General features: G+C 36.9%; 17 protein-coding genes. 2 read left to right on the top strand and 15 right to left on the bottom strand.

From position 1 onward, the window contains the following. Positions 1–54: 54 nt before the first annotated feature. Together NKG37_RS16425 and NKG37_RS16420 are read right to left on the bottom strand one after the other, a co-directional pair. Positions 55–1,371, bottom strand: coding sequence for an ISLre2 family transposase (locus NKG37_RS16425; protein WP_254414959.1), 1,317 nt, complete (start codon positions 1,369–1,371; stop codon positions 55–57). 247 nt (positions 1,372–1,618) lie between these two features. Next, a complete protein-coding gene (locus tag NKG37_RS16420) occupies positions 1,619–3,130 on the bottom strand; it encodes a glycoside hydrolase family 2 protein (RefSeq protein ID WP_254414958.1) in 1,512 nt (503 codons plus the stop codon). Between the two features lie 306 nt (positions 3,131–3,436). On the opposite strand from NKG37_RS16420, the gene NKG37_RS16415 reads away from it, so the two are divergent. Further along, entirely contained in the window at positions 3,437–4,624 is a 1,188-nt protein-coding gene (locus NKG37_RS16415) for an IS4 family transposase (RefSeq protein ID WP_254414795.1), read from the top strand. Positions 4,625–4,749: 125 nt separating this feature from the next. Here the strand turns inward: NKG37_RS16415 and NKG37_RS16410 are convergent, their stop codons facing one another. The 6 genes from NKG37_RS16410 to NKG37_RS16385 form a co-directional block, all read right to left on the bottom strand. Further along, the gene (locus tag NKG37_RS16410; RefSeq protein ID WP_254414957.1) at positions 4,750–5,022 is read right to left on the bottom strand and encodes a hypothetical protein; all 273 of its coding nucleotides are present in this window, start codon (positions 5,020–5,022) and stop codon (positions 4,750–4,752) included. 18 nt (positions 5,023–5,040) lie between these two features. Next, a complete protein-coding gene (locus NKG37_RS16405) occupies positions 5,041–6,783 on the bottom strand; it encodes a glycoside hydrolase family 2 protein (protein ID WP_169188360.1) in 1,743 nt (580 codons plus the stop codon). A 4-nt stretch (positions 6,784–6,787) separates the two neighbouring features. Next, positions 6,788–7,219: a hypothetical protein gene (locus NKG37_RS16400; RefSeq protein WP_016201060.1), complete on the bottom strand. Its 432-nt coding sequence runs from the start codon at positions 7,217–7,219 to the stop codon at positions 6,788–6,790. Then, positions 7,219–8,064 (bottom strand): carbohydrate ABC transporter permease, encoded by an 846-nt coding sequence (locus NKG37_RS16395; RefSeq protein ID WP_016201059.1) that lies wholly within the window; start codon positions 8,062–8,064, stop codon positions 7,219–7,221. The genes NKG37_RS16400 and NKG37_RS16395 overlap by 1 nt, the downstream gene beginning before the upstream one ends. Before the next feature lie 16 nt (positions 8,065–8,080). Next, on the bottom strand, positions 8,081–9,004 hold the full coding sequence (locus tag NKG37_RS16390; protein WP_367975949.1) for a carbohydrate ABC transporter permease: 924 nt from the start codon (positions 9,002–9,004) through the stop codon (positions 8,081–8,083). 321 nt (positions 9,005–9,325) lie between these two features. Then, the gene (locus NKG37_RS16385) at positions 9,326–10,594 is read right to left on the bottom strand and encodes an extracellular solute-binding protein (protein WP_169188358.1); all 1,269 of its coding nucleotides are present in this window, start codon (positions 10,592–10,594) and stop codon (positions 9,326–9,328) included. A 225-nt stretch (positions 10,595–10,819) separates the two neighbouring features. Between NKG37_RS16385 and NKG37_RS16380 the strand changes: the two genes are divergently transcribed. After that, the gene (locus NKG37_RS16380) at positions 10,820–11,737 is read left to right on the top strand and encodes an ArsR/SmtB family transcription factor (RefSeq protein WP_254414956.1); all 918 of its coding nucleotides are present in this window, start codon (positions 10,820–10,822) and stop codon (positions 11,735–11,737) included. Positions 11,738–11,846: 109 nt separating this feature from the next. Here the strand turns inward: NKG37_RS16380 and priA are convergent, their stop codons facing one another. The 7 genes from priA to NKG37_RS16345 form a co-directional block, all read right to left on the bottom strand. After that, positions 11,847–14,258, bottom strand: coding sequence for a primosomal protein N' (priA, locus tag NKG37_RS16375; protein ID WP_254414955.1), 2,412 nt, complete (start codon positions 14,256–14,258; stop codon positions 11,847–11,849). Continuing rightward, positions 14,255–15,463 carry a bifunctional phosphopantothenoylcysteine decarboxylase/phosphopantothenate--cysteine ligase CoaBC gene (gene coaBC / locus NKG37_RS16370; RefSeq protein ID WP_101730049.1) on the bottom strand — a complete coding sequence of 403 codons (1,209 nt, stop codon included), beginning with the start codon at positions 15,461–15,463 and terminating at the stop codon, positions 14,255–14,257. Before coaBC ends, priA begins: the two co-directional genes overlap by 4 nt. 385 nt (positions 15,464–15,848) lie before the next feature. Next, the gene (gene rpoZ / locus NKG37_RS16365; protein ID WP_016201048.1) at positions 15,849–16,070 is read right to left on the bottom strand and encodes a DNA-directed RNA polymerase subunit omega; all 222 of its coding nucleotides are present in this window, start codon (positions 16,068–16,070) and stop codon (positions 15,849–15,851) included. A 3-nt stretch (positions 16,071–16,073) separates the two neighbouring features. Next, on the bottom strand, positions 16,074–16,688 hold the full coding sequence (gene gmk, locus NKG37_RS16360; RefSeq protein ID WP_016201047.1) for a guanylate kinase: 615 nt from the start codon (positions 16,686–16,688) through the stop codon (positions 16,074–16,076). A 9-nt stretch (positions 16,689–16,697) separates the two neighbouring features. Then, positions 16,698–16,961 (bottom strand): extracellular matrix/biofilm regulator RemA, encoded by a 264-nt coding sequence (gene remA, locus NKG37_RS16355; RefSeq protein WP_016201046.1) that lies wholly within the window; start codon positions 16,959–16,961, stop codon positions 16,698–16,700. A 60-nt stretch (positions 16,962–17,021) separates the two neighbouring features. Then, entirely contained in the window at positions 17,022–17,897 is an 876-nt protein-coding gene (locus NKG37_RS16350) for a YicC/YloC family endoribonuclease (RefSeq protein WP_254414954.1), read from the bottom strand. A gap of 409 nt (positions 17,898–18,306) precedes the next feature. Further along, the gene (locus NKG37_RS16345) at positions 18,307–20,985 is read right to left on the bottom strand and encodes a calcium-translocating P-type ATPase, SERCA-type (RefSeq protein WP_254414953.1); all 2,679 of its coding nucleotides are present in this window, start codon (positions 20,983–20,985) and stop codon (positions 18,307–18,309) included. Between the last annotated feature and the right edge of the window lie 166 nt (positions 20,986–21,151).

The following is a 21,151-nucleotide window of genomic DNA, read 5'->3' as shown; positions in this document are numbered from 1 at the left end:
TTGTATCCGCTTTCCAATTGGTTTTGTTCTTCCAACTGTTGATTCTCTCATTTTTTAAAAACCTTTTAATCCCTGTAAGGCAAAGTGAACGGGTTTTCCAATCGCTTGATTTAAGTATGGCATGTTCTGACGCACGGTTTCTGTTACTAATTTTGTGGGTATTTTTCTTTTCGCTCGATGCTCTTTCTTTGATTTTTCCGTGGCTTTTTCCCATTTCCCATATATCGTTTGGATGGATAGGTCATCCTTCAATCCAATCCACAAGCGCGCCATGCTCATGACTCCTTTTTTGCTCCATGCTCTTCCATTCTTTAATCGTTTGGCTAATTGATTCATCATCGCCTCTGCACTTCCCATTGGACGATACGCTGTCGTGTCCACACCTTTTTCCTGTAACCAACTACGGTAATCTTTTATGGTTTCCTGATGATGCGTTAAAAAGGCAAGGAAATGCTCTAGTTTTTCTTCTTTTTCTGGTGTATCCATTGTTCCTACTGCGCTATTCAACTCTAGAAGTAATGTTTCTACCTGGTAGTTTCTTAACGCTCTTTTCATGTAGCGGTATCGAGGATGGCTCTTCATTAGTTGCTTCATCGAACGAGCGACATGAAAACGATCCATGGTGAAAAAGGCGCGTTCCCGAAAATACTCCCGACATGCCGTTATCCAGCCTGCTCCATCACCATTAATAATAAGCAAGGTTTGGGTAGGATCATACGCATAATGATTCTGTAAGAACGTTTCAAAGGCTTCCCAAAAGGGTTCTTTTCCTTCATAAAGAAAATGCCTTTTATTTCGGAGCCTGATTCGCTTTCCGTTTTCTTTCCATCCCTCGTGTACAGCGGCGAATTTCAACTCCCATCCACGCTTTTTCTTTTCTTGACTCTTCACATATAATCTATCTACTTCGACAAACAATACCTTTTGAAAAGGGCGTTTTTCCTTAGCGGGAAGTACGCTTGTTTGAAGAAGATGTTGCCGTAATGCTTCGTGGCTCATCGCCGAATAGCCTAAAAATTGTTCGAACGTTTCCACCGCCTTTCGATAGGAGGAGCCATTCGTCGCTAGTTCTAACCCCCATTCTTCTAGTAGCGGACTAAATCCCTTATTCCCCTGAAACTGTAAATAGTGATCTAATAGACAAATATATTTTTTAGTCACACGATCAAAATAATAATTACGCTTCAGCTCCACAGCTCCAAACGCTGTATCTAATCGTATTTCTCGTTTATCACGTAAAGCAAATCTTCTTTTGTCTCGTTGCTTGGCAATCTCTTGATCCCAATTTTCTAACGTTTGAATAAGGATTTCTTGAAACGTCATTTGTAGTGTTCGAAATAAAGTTTTTTCCAATTCTTTTAATGATGGCATTTTTATGTTACATTGATTCATGAGAGCCTCTCCTTTTCGTAGTTTTCTAGTCAAACTCTACTTTACAAAAGGAAGCTCTCTTTTTTAATACTTAATTTTTTCCAGCTACCGCGCTTTCGCTTGGTGGCCTTTTTGTCTAGTTGGGGGACTCGTCCCCCAACTAGACAAAAAGGATATTTATTCTCCCACAAACATTTTACTCATACTTCCCCGTTCCCTAACTTGATTATAGTAACTAACGAAACATTTACCCCTTAATCGCCAATCGATCTGGAAAGAACAAATTATTCAGCTCTTTAATCTTTGCTAAATCGCATTTTGGAACGCGATTATACGTTAGAATACCATTAATCTCTTGTTCAACATCTGTTAGCTGTGTATAGCAATAGCCCCATAGTCCTTTTGATTGGAAAATTGCTTCCATGATTTTGCGGTATTCGGTTACATAATCTTCTGCATTCTCCACAGAAGTGTACCCCCAACCGCTTTGATCGCCCATTTTAAATGCGATGCCTCCAAATTCTGTTAACAGAATTGGTTCTCCTTGATGGGAGTGATTTTCCGCATACACGTCCCATTTACTATGGGCATGGGTAAGTAAATTTTCAACAGTTGAAATAGATTCCTTGAAATATTGATATTTTGCCTTTTCATCTGCATTCCCATGACCGTAATTGTGAATCGCACAAATATCTGTAACCGTCGCTTCCCATCCGTCATTAGAGATTACTAGACGTGTTCCATCAATTGCATGGAGCATATGATACATGGTTGTTGAAAAATGCTGCTGTGTTTTATCATAATGAATATCTGGAATACCCCAGCTTTCGTTTAGTGGTACCCAAGTGATAATGGATGGATGATTATAATCTCGTTCCACAATTTCCATCCATTCCTTCATTAATCTTGTTGCGGCTTCTTTTGTATAAACAGGAGCTGATGCACATTCTCCCCAGACTAGAAAGCCTAATGTATCTGCATAATGTAAGAAGAGAGGATCTTCTGTTTTTTGATGTTTTCTACATCCGTTAAATCCCATTTCTTTCGCTAATTCGATATCTTTTTTATAATCTTCTGCTCTCGGCGCTGTTAAAAGTCCCTCTGGCCAATATCCTTGGTCCAGCACAAGTTTCTGATAATACGGTTTATTATTTAAATAGACCATTCCATTTTCGGTATGAATTTTCCGATAGCCGAAATAGGATTCCACTTTATCTAAAACTGTTCCACTTTCATCACAGAGCTCGATGGAAACATCAAATAAATTTGGATGTTCTGGTGACCAAGTGTAACCGCCGTCATGGAAATTCGTACGGAAAATTTTATTTTGGATAATGTCAACTGCTCGTTTTTCGGCAATATTATTCATTTTAATTCGATCTTCTGCGATTAAAGTATTCTTAAACATCATTTTGTAGTTCACATAATAATTAGCTTTTGAAACTTCTGTATCCTTATTTAAAGCAAAATCTATCCATACGACACCGTGATCAAGATCAGATGTAAATCGAACTTTTTCAATATGTTCTTTATTTACTTGTTCCACCCATACAGTTTGCCAAATTCCTGTAGAATTCGTATACCAAATTGCTCGTGGCTCATCTTCCCAAAACTGTTTGCCACGTGGGATTGTTTCATCTTTTAAAGGATCATAGACCTTAACAGTAATACTTTGTTTTTCTTCTGCTAAATAATTCGAAATATCAAATGAAAACGAAGTATGTCCGCCTTCATGGTCTCCCACGAATTGTCCGTTCACATAAACTTTGCAATAGTAGTCGACCGCACCAAAATGCAAAATTGTTCTTTTACCAGGATCATTGGCAATGTCATAAACCTAAATTGTAAAAATATGTAAATATTAAAAAAGATTCATAAAATTGTTGTATAAAATTGAAAAAACCCCTTGACTTTTCAGAAACACCTCCATAATCAGCGTGAATACCAGTTCTTGGTATATCTCGTACGAAATGGGGTTTTTTTGTTGAAAAAAAGCAAGTTTTTAGAAGCGATTGAAGTATGTAGGGAGGTATTGTACGATTTCCATTTCATGTGCGATTCCCGCATGAAATCAACCTACTTTACACGTAAAGGAGGCAAATTGACTTTCCCAGAAACAATTTTGTTTGTGCTAAATCTAGTAACGAGAAGCTTGCAGATTGAGTTGAATGACTTTTTTGAGTTGATTAAAAAAGAAGGAGAAATTATAAGTAAACAGGGATTTTCACAAGCGCGAAAAAAAATAAAACCAGAAGCCTTCAAGACGTTATTTGACACCATTACGACGTGGTTTTATCAGACAAATAACTCCTTTAAATATAAGGGCTTCCGGTTATATGCGATTGATGCGTCTATCATAGAAATAGCCAATTCCCAAAGGCTAAGAGATACCTTCGGCGCATCAAAGGGCAATGGCAAGGAACTTGCCAGAGCCATGGTATCTACTATTTATGATATCGGAAATGATTTATTTGTAAAGGGGATAATCACAAAATGTACAGATAGCGAGCGCACAGTAGCGATAGAATTAATTGATAGTTTCCTAGAACTGCGTTCTAACCACGACCTTTTTCTTTTTGACCGTGGGTATCCATCTCAATATTTCTTTCACTATCTTTTGAAGAATAAAGTGAATTTTGTTGTTAGAACGCCAGTTAATTTTTACCGAGCCGCTATAAAAGAAGGGATCCCTGATCAGGTCATTGAACTCAAGTATAAAAGCAACGTCATGCGTTTGCGTGCGGTCCGTATCCCATTAGGCTCTGGAGAAGATGAATTACTTATAACGAATATATTAGATGAGTCTTTTGATATTCCGGCTTTTAAAGAGTTGTACTTTAAACGATGGTCAATCGAAACAAAATACGATGTCTTAAAAAACAAAATACAGATTGAAAGATTCTCAGGCGAAACAAAACAGACGATTGAACAAGAGTTTTATGCTGCTTTATTTTTAAGCAACATGGCTTCCCTACTAAAGCATGAGTCAGATGTGATCATCGCCGAGGATCAGAAGGATAAAGACTTAAAGCACAAATATAAAACTAACACCAATATTTTAATTGGCGCACTAAAAGATAAGCTCATTTGTTTAATCATTGAACCAAGTCAAAGGCGAAGAAAAAAGATGTATAAAGACCTACTGAACGAAGTTCAGCGAAATAGAGTCCCAATTAGACCTGGAAGGAAATTTAAACGTTCCAGAGGGCTAAATGCGAATAAACATGGATTTGGACAACGACCAGCTATCTAACAAAACGAACAAATAGGAAAATCAGGGAAATGCCAAAAAAATTAAATAGGCACTTCCCGGGCATCCTATTGGCTTTTTTAGTTATCAGAATATTATAAACATCAATTTTGGTTTACCACTGGTAATTACTGGTTTCTTAACTTGATGACATTGGGATCATTGGGGATAACCACTTCTTTCTTATACCATACATATTCATGAACCGTTCTTTCCCCAATCCCACTTAACGTAGATTGGTAAACAAACGGTACTTGAATTTCTTTATCAAGTGTTTCTTTATTAAAATAATGCTCTTTTTCTCCAACATTCTCATCATCAAATTGAAATTGCCATGTTCCATTTAAGTTAATCCACTGATCACGCACGAACTGAGGGCGCGGATATTCTTGTCTCGTCATCTTTATACACTCCTATGATTATAATCTTCGGGTATTTACCTGTCTTACTCTCTCAACGGAAACTTTTGGTTTTCTATCGATTGTAAGCAAGCCGTTTACTTCTTGTTGTACATCGGTTAGTTGTGTATAACAATAACCACATACATATTCTAAATCTTGAACAGCATGATGGATATCTTCAAAACGTTTAAAAAACGCTTCTTCATCCTTTACTTGATTTCCATAGCCCCAACCATCCTCTGTTTGGAAAGCGATTCCGCCAAATTCAGAAATAAGGATCGGCTGACCTTTATATGGATAACCATCTGCAAAGGCATAAAAACCTTTATTAAACTGGATAGAATTAGACATTAATTTTTCATTATCTTCATATCTGCTTGCAAGAAGTGATCCGTATTCTTCATAATCATGCAGTGTGATAATATCGGAAATAGTATGTTCCCAACCATCATTTGTGATAACAGGGCGATTGCTATCATATGCTTTTGTTAAATGATAGATACTTTCCGTAAAAGCCTGTTGCTGCTTGTCATGATGGATATTACCAATTCCCCATGATTCATTAAATGGTACCCATGTGATCACACTTGGATGGTTGTAATTTTGCTTCACAATTTCCAACCATTCATGGGAAAAATTACGAATTGCTTTGTCATTAAATCCAAACGTTGAACCAACTTCTAACCAGACAAGAAGACCTTTTTTATCCGCTAAATATAAAAATCTACTGTCCTCTACTTTTTGATGCTTCCGGACTCCGTTATATCCCAATTCTAATACTTTATCGATATCTTCTTCTAACGCCGCAACACTTGGTGGTGTTAAATCCGATTCTTCCCAGTAGCCTTGGTCTAAAATTAAGCGTTGATATAGCTCTCTATTATTAAGAAGGATTCTATTTCCTTCAATGGATATCTTACGCATACCAAAATAGGATTGAACTTCATCAAGTAATACATCTTGATCGTACAATTTAAGAGTCAGGTCATATAGATTCGGATTTTCTGGACTCCAAGCCTTCATTGTCCATGGATCTAGTCTTTCTAATACACTTCCTTTAAGTGAAGCAGCATTATCAACTATATTAGCAGTTAATTCATTAATCACTTTGCCATTAAATCGGATAGATGCCACTACTTTGTATCCTTCTGCTGTAAACGGAATATCAGTTGTTTCTACTTCAATCACAATTTCTTGCTCATCAAATAATGGCGTAATTTTTGCATGATTTAAGTGAGCTTCATTTACATATTCTAACCAAACGGACTTCCATATTCCCGTTGTTTGAACATACCAGCAGCCAAAATTCTCATCATGCCAGCGCTGTTTTCCTCTCGGTTGTGCACAATCCTTGGAATCTTTGACTTTAACAGTCAGTTTATTCTCACCAGATGTCACATAATCGGCTACATCTACAGAAAAACCATGGTAACCTCCTTGATGGATGGTTACGAGATTACCATTTACATAGATAAATGCCTCATAATCTACTCCTTCAAAATGGACAATCGGATGTTTTTTCGTATCATCGATTGTAATCGTTCTTTCATACCAAACCGTTTCGTGGTGTTCTTGTTGATTAATACCACTTGCTTTCGTTTCATAAGTGAACGGTACATTTATTGGTGTACTCTCTGGAAAAGATGCATACCATCTCTCCTTCTCTCCTACTTTTTTATCATCAAAAGCAAATTTCCATTCTCCGTCTAAAGAAACCCATTCCGCTCTGTGAAATTGAGGATTTGGATGCAATTCATTCATTAATTTATACCTCCGACTCTTTCATTTTTGTCATATTTAATTTTCGAATACCTTTATTTTTTGCTAAAACTAAGATACCTGCTGACATACATAAAACTAAACTGATAATATCCATGATAATATAGGATAGCGTTCCACATACGAACAGCCACACTGCAACCTTCACATGGACTTGATCATCTATCATATATTTCTTTGCACAAACTAAATTAATTAACCCCAAACCAATTAACAGGGCGCCAAACATACCTATAAATATATAGATACTTCCAACATAAGATTCCATCGCTTTCATATAAGCAAAACCAGAGTCTTCAACAAGCTTTGCACCTTCGACCTTTTTTAATGTTCCATAAAGTAAGATCGTAAAAAGACCATCGATGATTTGCCATATCCCTACTATTCTTACTAAATTTCTTTCTAGCTTTCTATTCATTATCCTTTCACCCCAGCGGATAGGGACATAGATTCTAAGAAATATTTCTGTGCAAATAGATACAAGATAAAGGTTGGAATAATCGCAACCAATGCTCCTGCCATTAATAAGGTTGGTTGTGCTTGATACATCCCTTGTAATAATTGAAGACCTGGTGTAATTGGCATCTTATCTATATCATTAAATACAATGGATGGCCATAAGAAATCGTTCCATGATCCCGTAAAGGAGAATAGGGAAACAACTAAGAGAACCGGTTTAATCAATGGTAAAATTACTTTTCCTAAAATTTGAAAATCATTTGCACCATCCATACGGGCAGCTTCATCAAATTCGAGCGGAATATTATTCATAAATTGTCTTACTAGAAAGATATTAAATACACCTGCTGCTCCAGGAACTATCATGGCAATCGGTGAATTTACCCAACCAAGGACATCGATGATTTTATAAAGAGGAATAAGATTTACTACTCCTGGAAACATCATCGTTGCCATTAAAAAGGCAAACAATCCATGTTTCCCTTTAAAATTCAATCTACTAAAAGCGAAAGCAGATAATGTAACAACAATTAAAACTAATAATGTATGTGATAGGGAAATAACAAGTGAGTTTGTAAACCAGCGAATCAATGGTGTACTTGCATTATCAACTAATAATGTTGTGTAATTTGTAAGCACCCATTCAATCGGAAGAAATTTAAATCCCACTGTTTGTAGTTCTATTTCTGATTTAAAGGAGGTTACAACTCCCCATAATAAAGGAATAATCCAAATCACAGCCATGATAAGCAAAAAGGCAAACGCGATTATTTTAGGTATTGGATTGCTTCTTTTACTGTCCATACTCTTCCTCCTCTAATTAATTCTTTCTCTCTCTTAAGAAAAAGAATTGTAATGATGCAACAACCATTATACAAAGTCCAAGAATAACAGCCATTGCAGACGAGATCCCAGCAATCGATTGACCTGAACCAAAGGCATTTTGCTGAATATCCATTAATAACACTCTCGTTGAGTCTGTTGGACCACCACCAGTTAACATTAATGGCTGACCATAAACGTTAAATTGAGCAATCGTTGTGATTACAACCGTATAAAGAAGTTGCCCTTTAATACTCGGAAGGGTAATCTTAATAAATTTCTGGAAAGAAGAAGCGCCATCAATATCTGCTGCTTCATAATAATCTTTCGGAATTCCGTTCAACGCTGCTTGGTAAATAATCATATTTCCACCAATCGTCCACCAAACTGTTACAGCTACTAGCGCAATCCATGCATATGGCTGTGTACCAGTCCAAACTGTTTCAAGATTGAAAATATTATTAATTGGACCATACGTTACATTAAACATAAGTCCCCAGATTATGATGACTGCAGAAATCGCGAATAACGATGGTAAATAGAATAAAGACTGAAATACTTTCCATAGAGTTGGTTTTGTATTTAATGCTGCTGCAAGAAGCAGAGGTACAATAATACAAAATGGGACGGTAAATAGAACAAATAAAAAGGTGTTTTTTAAACCATTATGAAGTTGTTCATAAAAGATGGAATCAGATTGAAGTAATAATTCTTTATAATTATCCAATCCAACAAAGGTCGGGGAACTAATCAAATCCCATTCTGTAAAAGAAATATAGATTCCAAAAAAGATTGGAATCAGAAAAAACACTCCAAAAATGATCAAATGAGGTGCTAAAAATAGCCATGGTGCAAAGGAGGTATTCCTAGACTTTTTTATATTCATTTGTTTCACATTTTTCGTAGCGGGAACCGTTTCCATACGCCCTACTTCCTTTCCTCTTGCTTCTATTAGAATAAGATTCGTAGATCTTATACATTTTAAGGTTACAGCCCAAATACATAAGTTTACCTACTAGCAATTTTGGTTTCTGTATTCAGGCTGCCTTACTATGTTTATTGATTTGGCTGTTTTATTAAAGATTGTTGAGATTACCCGTGACCAAAATACACTTCACTTTCATTGGGGTTTCTCCTGACTCGCTAATTCCCTAGGCGTCTTCAGGTGTTTTAGTATCTTTTAAAACAGCCATTGATTTCTAGCATCAAAACTCAAAGAAAATACTTTCATTTTCGCTTAAAATTATTTATTCGTATTATCTTTTGCTACCTTAGCAGATATTTCTTTTTCCATATCCTCTAACGCTTTATCTGTTTCTGCTTTTGAGAAAACAACATCGCCAGCTTTAGAATCAAGTAACTCAGAAACATAGCCATTGTATTTGTAGTCGAAGATTTTTAATGTTGCTTGTTGTTCTGGTGTTGCTAAGAAAAATGATTGTGGCATTGCTTTATATTCTTCATTTTCTAAAAGAGAAAGTGTTGCTGGATTTTGTCCGGATTTTGCCCATTCCATTGAGTTATCACGAACCCAGTCTAAAAACTCAACGACACCTTTTTCTTTTTCATCGCTTCGAGAATCATCTTTCAACATGACAAATTGGTGAGAAGAAGACCAGTTCACTGCTTTAGATAAGTCATCTGATAATTGAGGAGCATTTGTTAATCCCCAATTTACCTTTGACTCTTTAATTTGGTTTTGCATCCAAATTCCTTCTGGAAGAAAAACAACTTTTCCAGTTAAGAACATTTGTGTTGGATCTTCTCCATCCTTTGTTGTATAACCAGCCTTCACATAATCTCTCCACAGATTAAAAGTATCTTTCGCTGCTTGGTTAACTAAAGTTGGCTGAATGCCATCTTCTGTTAACTCTCCACCATTTTGTGCATATAGTGACAAGAAGTTAGGTTTTAGCCATGTTACCCCTAATGTTCTAATTTTATCTTTTTGTGCTTTCTCTCCAACTTGCTTAATCTCATCAAATGTTACAATATTATCATCCAATGCTGTTGGCAAATATTTATCCACTAAGTCTTTGTTATAGTAAAGTCCGAATGTATGAATATCTAACGGAATACTATAACGTTCTGAATCTAGTTCTCCAATCTTCCAAGCCTCTGCTACATAATTATCTCCATTAATTTCTGGGAAATCTGTGAGCAATTCATTATAAGAAGTTAACATATCATTATCTTTGAACTGTTTAATTCGCTCAGCATGGACAATTGTTAAATCTGGAATATTCTTTTTAGAGTTTACAATCGTTGGAATTTTTGTATACATGTCCCCTTCTTTTAAAGAAACGTTTTTGATTTTGTACTCAGGATTCGTTTTATTATATTCATTTACCATAGCCTGCATGTTTTTCCCATCTGGCCCTGTGAATGGATTCCAAAACGTAATTTCATTTTTGGCACTGCTACTAGCTTCTGAATCTCCACAGCCTGCTAAAATACCAATCGACAGTCCGATTACTCCAACATACTTCCAAAGCTTTCTCTTTGCCCCCACAATAATTCCTCCTTTTTATTTAACTCATCACACAATCAAATTCTTTAACTAAAAAGTTAAAGATTATTAAATAAAGCACTTTACACTATTAATTTAACAACATAAGAAAGCGTTGTCAATCTTATTTTAACAATATTTTTTGTGTTTTCTATTGCGGTTAAACACTATGAATGCTAAAATAAGTAGGCAAGCTAATGTTTAACTATAAAGTTAAAGGAGATACCTATGCAAATTCAAATTTCAAAAGATTATTTTCATATTTATCAAGCACTCGCTAGTGAAACAAGAATTGAAATCATTGAACTTCTCTCTAAAAACAACATGAATATATCCGATTTAGCTAGACATTTAGGCATAAGTGCCGCCATTGTTACACGCCATATCCAAAAGCTAGAAGAAGCTGGTATCGTAAAATCAGAAAGAGCTCCCGGAAAATCAGGTCTACAAAAAATTGTCTATTTAGCAATAGATAATATTGAAATCCATTTTCCGAGAAAAATATTTAAAGAATATTTACTTCATCTTACTGATTTAAAAATTGGCCATTATACTGATTTCTCTGCAAAACCGACTTGTGGAATCGCAACTGAAAAAGAAATAATCGGTAAAGCAGATGATCCTAAATATTTTATGGATGCTCAAAGAGTGGATGCGCAGCTCTTATGGTTATCACAAGGATATGTAGAATACAAAATACCTAACTTGCTTGGACCAAATCAAATCCCAGAAATGGTCGAGATTAGTCTAGAGCTCGCCTCTGAGTTTCCGATTTCCAATAATGTATGGCCTAGTGACATCACTTTTTACTTAAATAAGGTCAAGCTCGGCACTTACACCGTACCTGGGAATTTCTCAGATGTGCGAGGTCGCTATACCCCAAAATGGTGGAATGATAAATTTAGTCAATATGGTCTCTTAAAAACGATTCGGGTAAATAAAATGGATACAGGAATTGATGGGGAACCGTTCTCTAGTATAACCATCAATGATTTACAGCTAGAAAACTCGCCATTTCTATCATTGAAAATTGCTGTGGAAGAAGATTCAGAAAGAGTCGGAGGCTTAACTTTATTCGGGGAACATTTCGGTAATCATAAACAAAATATACAGATCGGGATTTATTATTTGGAGAAGGAAAATTAATTAGTGCAAAATAAAAAGAAATGACAGTTTCTAATTTGTCATTTCTTTTTATTTTTTTGTTGTGCTCATCAAGTTATAGTAAAAGTAAGTCCGTTTCATAACAAGACACCTACATCAAAATAAACGGATTAACATCAATCGAGATTTGCAGGCCGTTTGTGCTTATTTCTGTTTGGTAATGATCTAAAATTGATTTTAAAACTTCTTCCAAGTTTGGTTCTTGTTTATACTTTATTAGGCATTGATAGCGATATTTATTTTTTATTCTTGCGATTGGTGAAGCAACTGGTCCCAAAATAACCGTTTGTGGTGATAATCTATTTCTGACGATCTGCGTGATTTTTTCCGAAACACCGACTACTTTCATTAGCTCTTCATGACTAATCGTAATCATGGTAAGAAAATAGTATGGCGGATAGGCATGTTGGCGGCGAATCATCATCTCCGTCTCATAGAACCGGTCATAGTTCTGTTCGCTCGCAAGCTCAATACTATAATGCTCTGGTGTATAGGTTTGAAATATAACTTCCCCTTGCAATTCATGCCTGCCTGCTCTTCCGCTAACCTGTGTGAGCAATTGAAAGGTTTTTTCAGATGATCTGAAATCAGGCAAATGGAGCATCGTATCTGCTGACAGTACGCCAACTAGCGTAATTCTTGGAAAATCTAGTCCTTTAGCAATCATTTGCGTGCCTAATAGAATATCCGCTTCTCCATCTTGGAATTTTTGCAGCAGCTTTTCATGAGCTCCCTTTCGACTAGTTGTATCCACATCCATGCGAATTACCCTTGCTTCTGGGAGGATTTTCGTAAGCTCTTCCTCTACCTTTTGAGTACCTGTTCCAAAATAGCGGATATGCTCACTATTGCATTCCGGACACTGCGTCGGCGTATACGTTTCATAGCCACAGTAATGACACTTCATCTGATTTTGAAAACGGTGGTAGGTTAAGCTAATATCACAATTCGGGCATTTAACCACATACCCGCAGTCACGGCACATAACAAAAGACGAGTGTCCTCGTTTATTTAAAAACAATACCGTTTGCTCTTTCTTTTCTAAGCGATCTTTTAGTTTTTCCAGCAACACTTCGGAAAACATGGAGCGATTGCCACCTCTTAGTTCTTCGCGCATATCGATAATTTCCACGTTTGGGAGGGCCTGATTATTCATTCGATTCGGTAATGACAGTAATGTATACACCCCTTTTTGCGCTCTCGCAAAGCTTTCTAATGAAGGAGTCGCACTACCTAAAATGATTGGACAGCCATGCTTTTCCCCTCTTTCAATCGCAACGTCTTTTGCATGGTAACGGGGATTTTCCTCTTGTTTATACGTCATTTCATGTTCTTCATCAATAATGATTATGCCAAGATTCGTAAATGGCGCAAAAATTGCGGATCTCGCTCCCACAACCACTTTTACTTCATTTCTTTGAATTTTGCGCCACTCATCATATTTTTCGCCCACCGATAAGCCGCTATGAAGAACGGCCACCTGCTCACCAAAGCGACCTTTAAAGCGATTGACCATCTGTGGAGTCAGAGCAATTTCTGGAACAAGTACAATCGCTTCCTCTCCTTTTGCCAAAACTTTATCGATCGACTGTAAATAAACCTCTGTCTTTCCACTGCCAGTTACCCCATATAAGAGAAACACTTCATGGCGATCCTCTTTGACCGCCTGATGGATGGGTGCAAGAACTTTTGCTTGATCATCTGTTAAAGGCAAGGCATATGTTTTTTCAAACTCACGCTCTTGATAAGGATCTCGGTAAACCTCCTTGTCCATTTCACCGAGAAGACCTTTTTCGACTAATCCTTTTATAGCAGCTGTAGAAATATTTAATTTCGTTAAAAGCTGTTTTTGTTCAATTGGTTCTGGATGCTTACTAAAATATACAAGCAATTCTTTTTGTTTTTTAGCATTTTTATTTAACGATTCTTCGTAATTAGTTAATTCCGATTCCGCTACAAGAGGATAAATATGTTTTGCCTTCTTCTTCTGGCCTCTTGATTGAACCTCATAGGAAACCTCTATTGTTCCTTTCTTTACGTCCTTTTGCAAAACAGAAAGAGACACATTCTTTCGAGCTTCCTCCCACACTACTTCTTCCGCATTATTAAAAAGAGCAGCTACCCCTTCTGCCATGTCTTGTTCTTTCCCTATTACTTTTTTTATCTTGCGTTCATATTTAGCCTTTAACGCTGGCGGCAGCATCGCTTGAAAAGCGGAAATCTTATAGCAGAGGGTAGAATGAGACAACCAATCAGCAAGGGATAGAAGTTCATTATTTAAAACAGGAACTAAATCCATCGGTTCGATTACCTTTTTCAGCGATTTAAAACTAGATGTTCCCTCCAAGCTTTCCACAAAGCCTTGTACTTTTCTAGGACCAAATGGAACAATAACGCGCATCCCCGGTTGAATAACATCTTCCAATTCTTCTGGAATTAAATAATCAAAGGGCCTGTCCGTTTGTTTTGCTGGAACATCGACAATTACTTTGGCTACCGTCATTTTTGAACAGCTTCTTTCAGTAACATAGCTTGTTCCAATATTTTTTCCGCTACCTCATCCTTAGAAAGAAGGGGTAGCTCGATAGAAGTTCCATCTCTCTTATACATAGTCACAAGATTCGTATCTGTTCCAAAGCCAGAATCCTGTCTATTTACATTATTAGCAACGATCATGTCTGCGTTTTTGCGCTGTAATTTATCCATTGCATATTCAGCCATATTTTGTGTTTCCGCCGCAAATCCGATCAAAATTTGCTGTTCTTTTCTTTTTCCAAGTTCAGACAAAATATCCTTTGTCCGTGTAAATTCGATTGTTTCTGGACCATTTTGTTTTTTTACTTTATGGTCATATACAATTGTCGGTCTATAATCACTAACCGCAGCCGTTTTAATGATAATATCGACTTTCTCACTATAGTTCATTACGGCATCATACATCTCTTCCGCACTCTCCACTGAAATAACCTGAGCTCCTTTTGGTGGAGTAAGATTCGTTGGCCCAGATACTAAAATAACATTTGCGCCATAAGCGATTGCCATCTTCGCAATACTATATCCCATTTTTCCAGAGGAGTGGTTGGAAATAAAACGAACAGGATCAATTTTTTCGCGAGTTGGTCCAGCAGTCACGAGAACGGTTGTACCTGCAAGAATATTTTTTTTCCGAGAAAAATAGTCCTCCATATGCTGAACAATCATTTCTGGTTCTTCCAATCTTCCTTTTCCTACATACCCGCATGCTAAATAGCCTTCACCTGGGTTGATAAATCGATAACCATAGTCATGAAGCGTGTTAATATTTTTAATGACTGCAGGATGATCATACATATGTACATTCATTGCTGGAGCAATCCAAACATCACTTGTTGCTGCAAGCAAAGTTGTTGTGATCATATTATCCGCAATACCGTTTGCAAGCTTTCCAATTACATTTGCCGTTGCCGGTGCGACTAAAATTAAATCTGCCCAATCTGCTAAATCAATGTGAGCAATCACTTTCGGATCTTTCTCATCAAATGTATCTGTATAAACCTCATTTTTTGACAGTGCTTTAAAGGTCAATGGATTCACAAACTGCATTGCCGATTCCGACATAATAACCTTCACATCCGCACCTTTTTGCGTTAATTTACTAGTTAAAGCACATACCTTATAAACCGCAATTCCTCCCGTTACACAAAGAAGAATCTTCTTCCCATTCAACATCATGTGCCTCCTTCCTTTCTTTCTGTTCTAAAGTTTATGATAAATAATATTGTTTGTTTTTTTAAAAGTTCTATTGGAGTACCTGGTTGATTGGAGAGAAGGTGCGAGACTCCTGCGGGTTTAGCGGGACAGATGAGATCCCACAAACCATAAGCCGGGGATGCTCACCTCCCGCCCCGCAGAAAGCGAGCATCCTGAACGGAAATCAACCTAATTAGTTAAAAATTAAACAATTACGGTAACACTCTTATGTACCATTTCATTACTTCTATTATTGTTAAGCATATAATTAAATAATCATTATGTCCATGAAAAAAGACTTAGTAAATGGAATTGTTCCTTTTACTTAAGCCTTTTATTCCGTACTATATTTTCCACAAAAAAATTAATATTCTTCGGTTGATCCACTTGGTGTATTTACACGATATGTCAGCTGATCTTTGTTAATCTCTTCTAATGCTTTTCCTACATTTTTATGAGAAACATATTTCGCTAATTGTGGTTTTGCATTTGTTTGCAGCTTTCTCGCTCTTTTTGCAGCGACAGATACTAATGAATATTTTGAATCAATTTTTGTCATTAATTTATCAATAGATGGATATAACATAGATTAATTAACCTCCAGCATTTTTTTGTATTTTGGTTCTACTCTTTCTCTACGACAATGCTCAGCAACAATAATTGCTTTTATTTTTTCACATGCATTCTCTACTGTATCATTTTCTACTACATAATCATATAAGTGCATCATTTCTATTTCTTCTCTTGCCACATTCATTCGATTATTTATAATCTCTTCTGATTCTGTACCTCTTGTGACAATGCGATTTTTCAATTCTGATAAACTTGGTGGACTTAAGAAGATAAATAAGCCGTCAGGAAACTTCTCGCGAACCTGCTTTGCACCTTCTACTTCAATTTCTAAAAAGACATCTTTGCCTTTTAATGTTGTTTCTCGTACGTAATCGACTGGTGTACCATAGTAATTCCCTACAAACTCTGCATACTCGAGTAATTTTCCTTGTTCGATTAATGCTTCAAATTCTTCTCTCGATTTAAAGAAATAATCTACTCCATCTACTTCACCAGCGCGTGGAGATCTTGTTGTCATGGAAATGGAATATTCAAAGGATGTATTTTTTTGTGAGAAGATTTCCTTTCTCACTGTTCCTTTCCCTACACCAGAAGGTCCAGACAAAACGATTAAAAGTCCCTTTTCTACCAAATCTTTCTCCTACCCTTCCTCTATAATCTCATCACGATCGTTTAATCGATGTGCAACTGTTTCTGGCTGAACTGCTGAAAGAACAACATGATCGCTATCCATCACAATAACAGCTCTCGTTCTTCGACCATACGTTGCATCTATTAAGGACCCTCTATCCCTAGCATCTTGGATAATGCGTTTAATGGGAGCAGATTCTGGACTGACAATAGAGATAATTCTATTTGCAGAAACTATATTTCCAAAACCAATATTAATTAATTTAATGGACATTCGTCTTCTCCAATCCTATTATTTTTAGTTTTAACTAGGAAGATTTATTCTAAACCCTTTTTATTCAATGTTTTGGATTTGCTCTTTCATTTTTTCCAAACAGCTCTTCATTTCAACAACTATCGATCCTATAGCTGCTGAATTAGCTTTGGAGCCAATTGTATTGATTTCCCTATTCATTTCCTGAAGTAAGAAATCAAGCTTTCTTCCAATCGGGCTTTGTTCTTCCATGATCTGATAAAACTGTCTAATATGACTATGTAATCTAACTAATTCCTCATTAATATCTGCTTTATCTGCAAAGATTGCCACTTCTGTAATAAGACGTGCTTCATCTATCGATTCCGGTAAGTAGCTTTCAATCCGTGTTTTTAACTTTTCACGATATTGAGTAATCACTTCTGGAGCTAATGACTGTAATTTTTTAACCCACTTCTCCGTTTGTTTAAGGTTGGTTTCTAAGTCTTTATATAACTCCATTCCTTCCACAGCTCGCATATTATTCAACTGAACAACTGCTTCTTCCACTGTAGCAAGCAGTATTTCTGATAGTTCTTCCATATCAAGCTCACGTTCAACTATCTGAAAACACTCTTCTTGATTTAATAGATCACGAAGCGAGACAGGCTCTTTGATGGAATATTTGTCTTTTAATTGATGAAACAATTGGTAATATTGATCGAGCAATGGCCAATCTACGATAATTTCTTGACCTTTCTTCTCTTCATCTTCTAATGTTACAAATACTTCTACTCTACCTCTATGTAAATAGTTAGAAATAATTTTCTTTATTTGATCTTCCAAATATAGAAACTGCTTTGGCATCCGAATAATCTGATCACTAAACCTGTGATTGACCGATTTTATTTCGATATGAAGTGTTGAATGGTGATAATGTTTTGTTGCTCTTCCAAATCCAGTCATACTTTTCATCATACTGACACATCCGTTTTCTAAAAAATATAAGATGATGGATTTGTTTTCCGAGGCGTCCGCTCGCTTTCCATGGGGCGAGCGCCAAGCCTCCTCGTCACTACGTTCCTGCGGGGTCCCGGACTTTCTCGCAGCTCCCATAGGAGTCGAGCGGACGCCTCTCCAAACCAACCTTATTTTCACTTTCAAATATGCTTGCTCTTCATTTTACACGAAAAAAAGACTTTTTCCATGGTCTCCTCGCTAATCCCACAGGAGTCTCCGTGTATTCAGGCTGCTTTATTATTCTTTAATAATTTCTCATCATCCTTGCATAGCGTCGAATATTTTAGAAAAAACAGCATTAAAAACTACATTAAATAAATAAAAGGTAATAGAGTGGTCTCTACTACCTTTTGGATTATAACATATTTTATTTTGATTTACTTAATAAAAATGATCCTGCAAGTAAAAAAGTTGGTACGGAGGCGAATCCGATGATCATTGGCCAATCTTTCATTGCTATTGGCAGAGTATGGAAGATCTCTTGTAGGAATGGTACGTAGATGACAACTAGTGCCAGTACCAGGGAAGAGATTACGGCCCATACGAGATACATATTGCCAAATGGGTTTCTTGAAAGAATGGATTTTTCACTGCGACAGTCAAAGACATGAATTAACTGTGCAAGTACTAATGTGATAAAAGCAACGGTTTGTGCATATTCGAGATTTTCTGGATTATTGTCGTAGGCGAACATAAACGCTAGTATCGTAGAAACCCCGATTAAGAAACCTCTTGAAATTACTTTCCAGCCTAGCCCTCTTGAAAATACTCCTTCATTAGGACTTCGCGGACCTCTCTTCATGACATTATCTTCTGGTCTATCTAATCCTAAAGCCATCGCTGGCAATCCATCTGTCATTAAATTCACCCATAAAATTTGAATCGGAACAAGCGGAAGTGGCATTGCTAATAACATCGCAAATAGCATAACGAGTATTTCCCCAACGTTAGAAGCAAGTAAATAACGGATAAATTTACGGATATTTACGTAAATATTTCTCCCTTCTACAATTGCAGCTTTGATACTTGCGAAATTGTCATCCATTAATACTAAAGAAGAAGCTTCCTTCGCCACATCCGTACCTGTGATTCCCATTGCTATCCCAATGTTCGCTTTCTTGATTGCTGGCGCATCATTCACCCCGTCACCAGTCATTGCAACCACATGTCCTCTATTTTGGAAGGCTTGAACAATCTTTAGTTTATGTTCTGGTGACACCCGAGCAAACACGGAAACGTCTTCCACAATATCCTCTAATTCATTTAAACTTAAATCAGAAAGTTCTTTTCCTTCCATTACCTTTGAACGGTTATTAGCAATGCCTAGCTGTTTCGCAATTGCTTTTGCAGTAATAACATGGTCACCAGTAATCATAACCGTCTTAATTCCAGCTTCTTTACACTCTTTGACAGCTTGTTTTACTTCTGGTCTTGGTGGGTCAATAATTCCTTGGAGCCCGATAAAAACTAAATCTTTTTCTGCTTCTCTTTCATGCAGAATAATGGTATTAGCAGAAATTTCTTTATATCCCACAGCAATTGTCCTAAGCGCCTGTGAAGCTAAACCATTTATCGCTTCTTGAACTACCTTCTTCTGTTCAATGCCTAATACGGTGGAGCGATTTTCAAAGAGAATTGATTTACTTTGACCGATTAAAACGTCTGGCGCCCCTTTTGTAACGACAAACTGACGTCCAGTTGGATCTTTGACAATCACACTCATCATTTTTCTCGTAGAGTCAAAAGGGAATTCATTGACAATGGTAAATTGATTTAATAACTGGTTACGAGTGAATCCCGCTTTCATACCAGCTACTAAAATAGCGCCTTCTGTCGGATCACCGTTTAAAACATATTCCCCATCTTTTTGTAAAATCTCTGCGTGATTACAAAGCATTCCGAATGTTAATAGTTGTTGAAGCGCCTTATCTTTTGTCGGTTCCACTATTTTTTCGTCTACATAGTATTTTCCTTGTGGTTCATATCCTGTTCCATCAACCGTATACGTTTTTCCGCCAATCCATGCTCTTGTAACCGTCATTTTATTTTGCGTTAGTGTACCTGTTTTATCAGAACAGATGACAGAAGCACAACCTAGCGTTTCTACTGCAGGAAGCTTACGGACAACCGCATTTTTGCGAATCATTTTTTGAACACCAAGCGACAATGCAATCGTAACAATCGCTGGTAATCCTTCTGGTATTGCAGCAACTGCTAAAGATACCCCTGCAAGTACCATTGTATATAGATCATTACCTTGAAGAACCCCAATTACGACAACTAATACTGTTAAAAGTAAAGCTGTGACAATAAGAATTTTCCCCAACTGCTCTAAACGTCTTTGCAATGGAGTAGTCACAGAATCTGCATTTTGCAGTAAATCGGCAATTTGCCCCATCGCTGTTTTCATTCCCGTACCGATAACAACGCCAACTCCGCTTCCACGAGAAACCATTGTCCCCATAAAGCCCATGTTCTCCATATCTCCGAGTGCTAAATTGTTATTTTTTATCGCCGATACGGTTTTTCGTACCGGAACTGATTCACCTGTTAAAGCAGATTCCTCCACTTCTAAACTTCTAGATTCAATAATTCTAACATCTGCACCAATTCGATCCCCACTAGCGAATTTAATGACATCACCCGGAACCAATTCCTTTGATAATATATTGATCCATTCCCCATTACGAAGGGCGTGTACATGGGGCTGTGATAGCTCCTTTAAAGCAGACAAAGATTTCTCTGCCCGAATTTCTTGAAAGAAGCCAAGAAAACTATTGAGAATGATGATTGCAATAATCGCAATCGCATCAATATATTCGCCCAATAAACCCGAAACAAGCGTGGCAGCTAAAAGAACAAGTACCATAAAATCCTTAAATTGACTAAAGAAAATAAGCAATAGCGATTGCTTTTCCCCTTCATCTAATTCATTGAATCCAAATTTCTTTCGTCGCTTTTCCGCTTCTTCCTCTGTTAACCCAGCCGAAAAATCAGTATTCAATGTTTGTTCTACTTCTTTTTCGTGCATTTCATGATAGTTCATCCGGCCATCTCACTTCCCCCTTTTTCATTCACCATTCGCGAATAACACTTTTGCGAAGTAATCCGTAGTAGTTCTGAACAAAAGGTTAGCAATTCTAACTAACACACATAGTTGTCCCAACACCACTCTATGGAAATCATATTCAGGCTTGGCCGAAAAAATGCTA

This window comes from Niallia sp. RD1, assembly GCF_024219955.1.
Taxonomy (GTDB): domain Bacteria; phylum Bacillota; class Bacilli; order Bacillales; family Cytobacillaceae; genus Niallia; species Niallia alba.
Note: the sequence above shows the minus strand (reverse complement) of the source record. Positions and strands in the feature narration are given on the sequence as shown.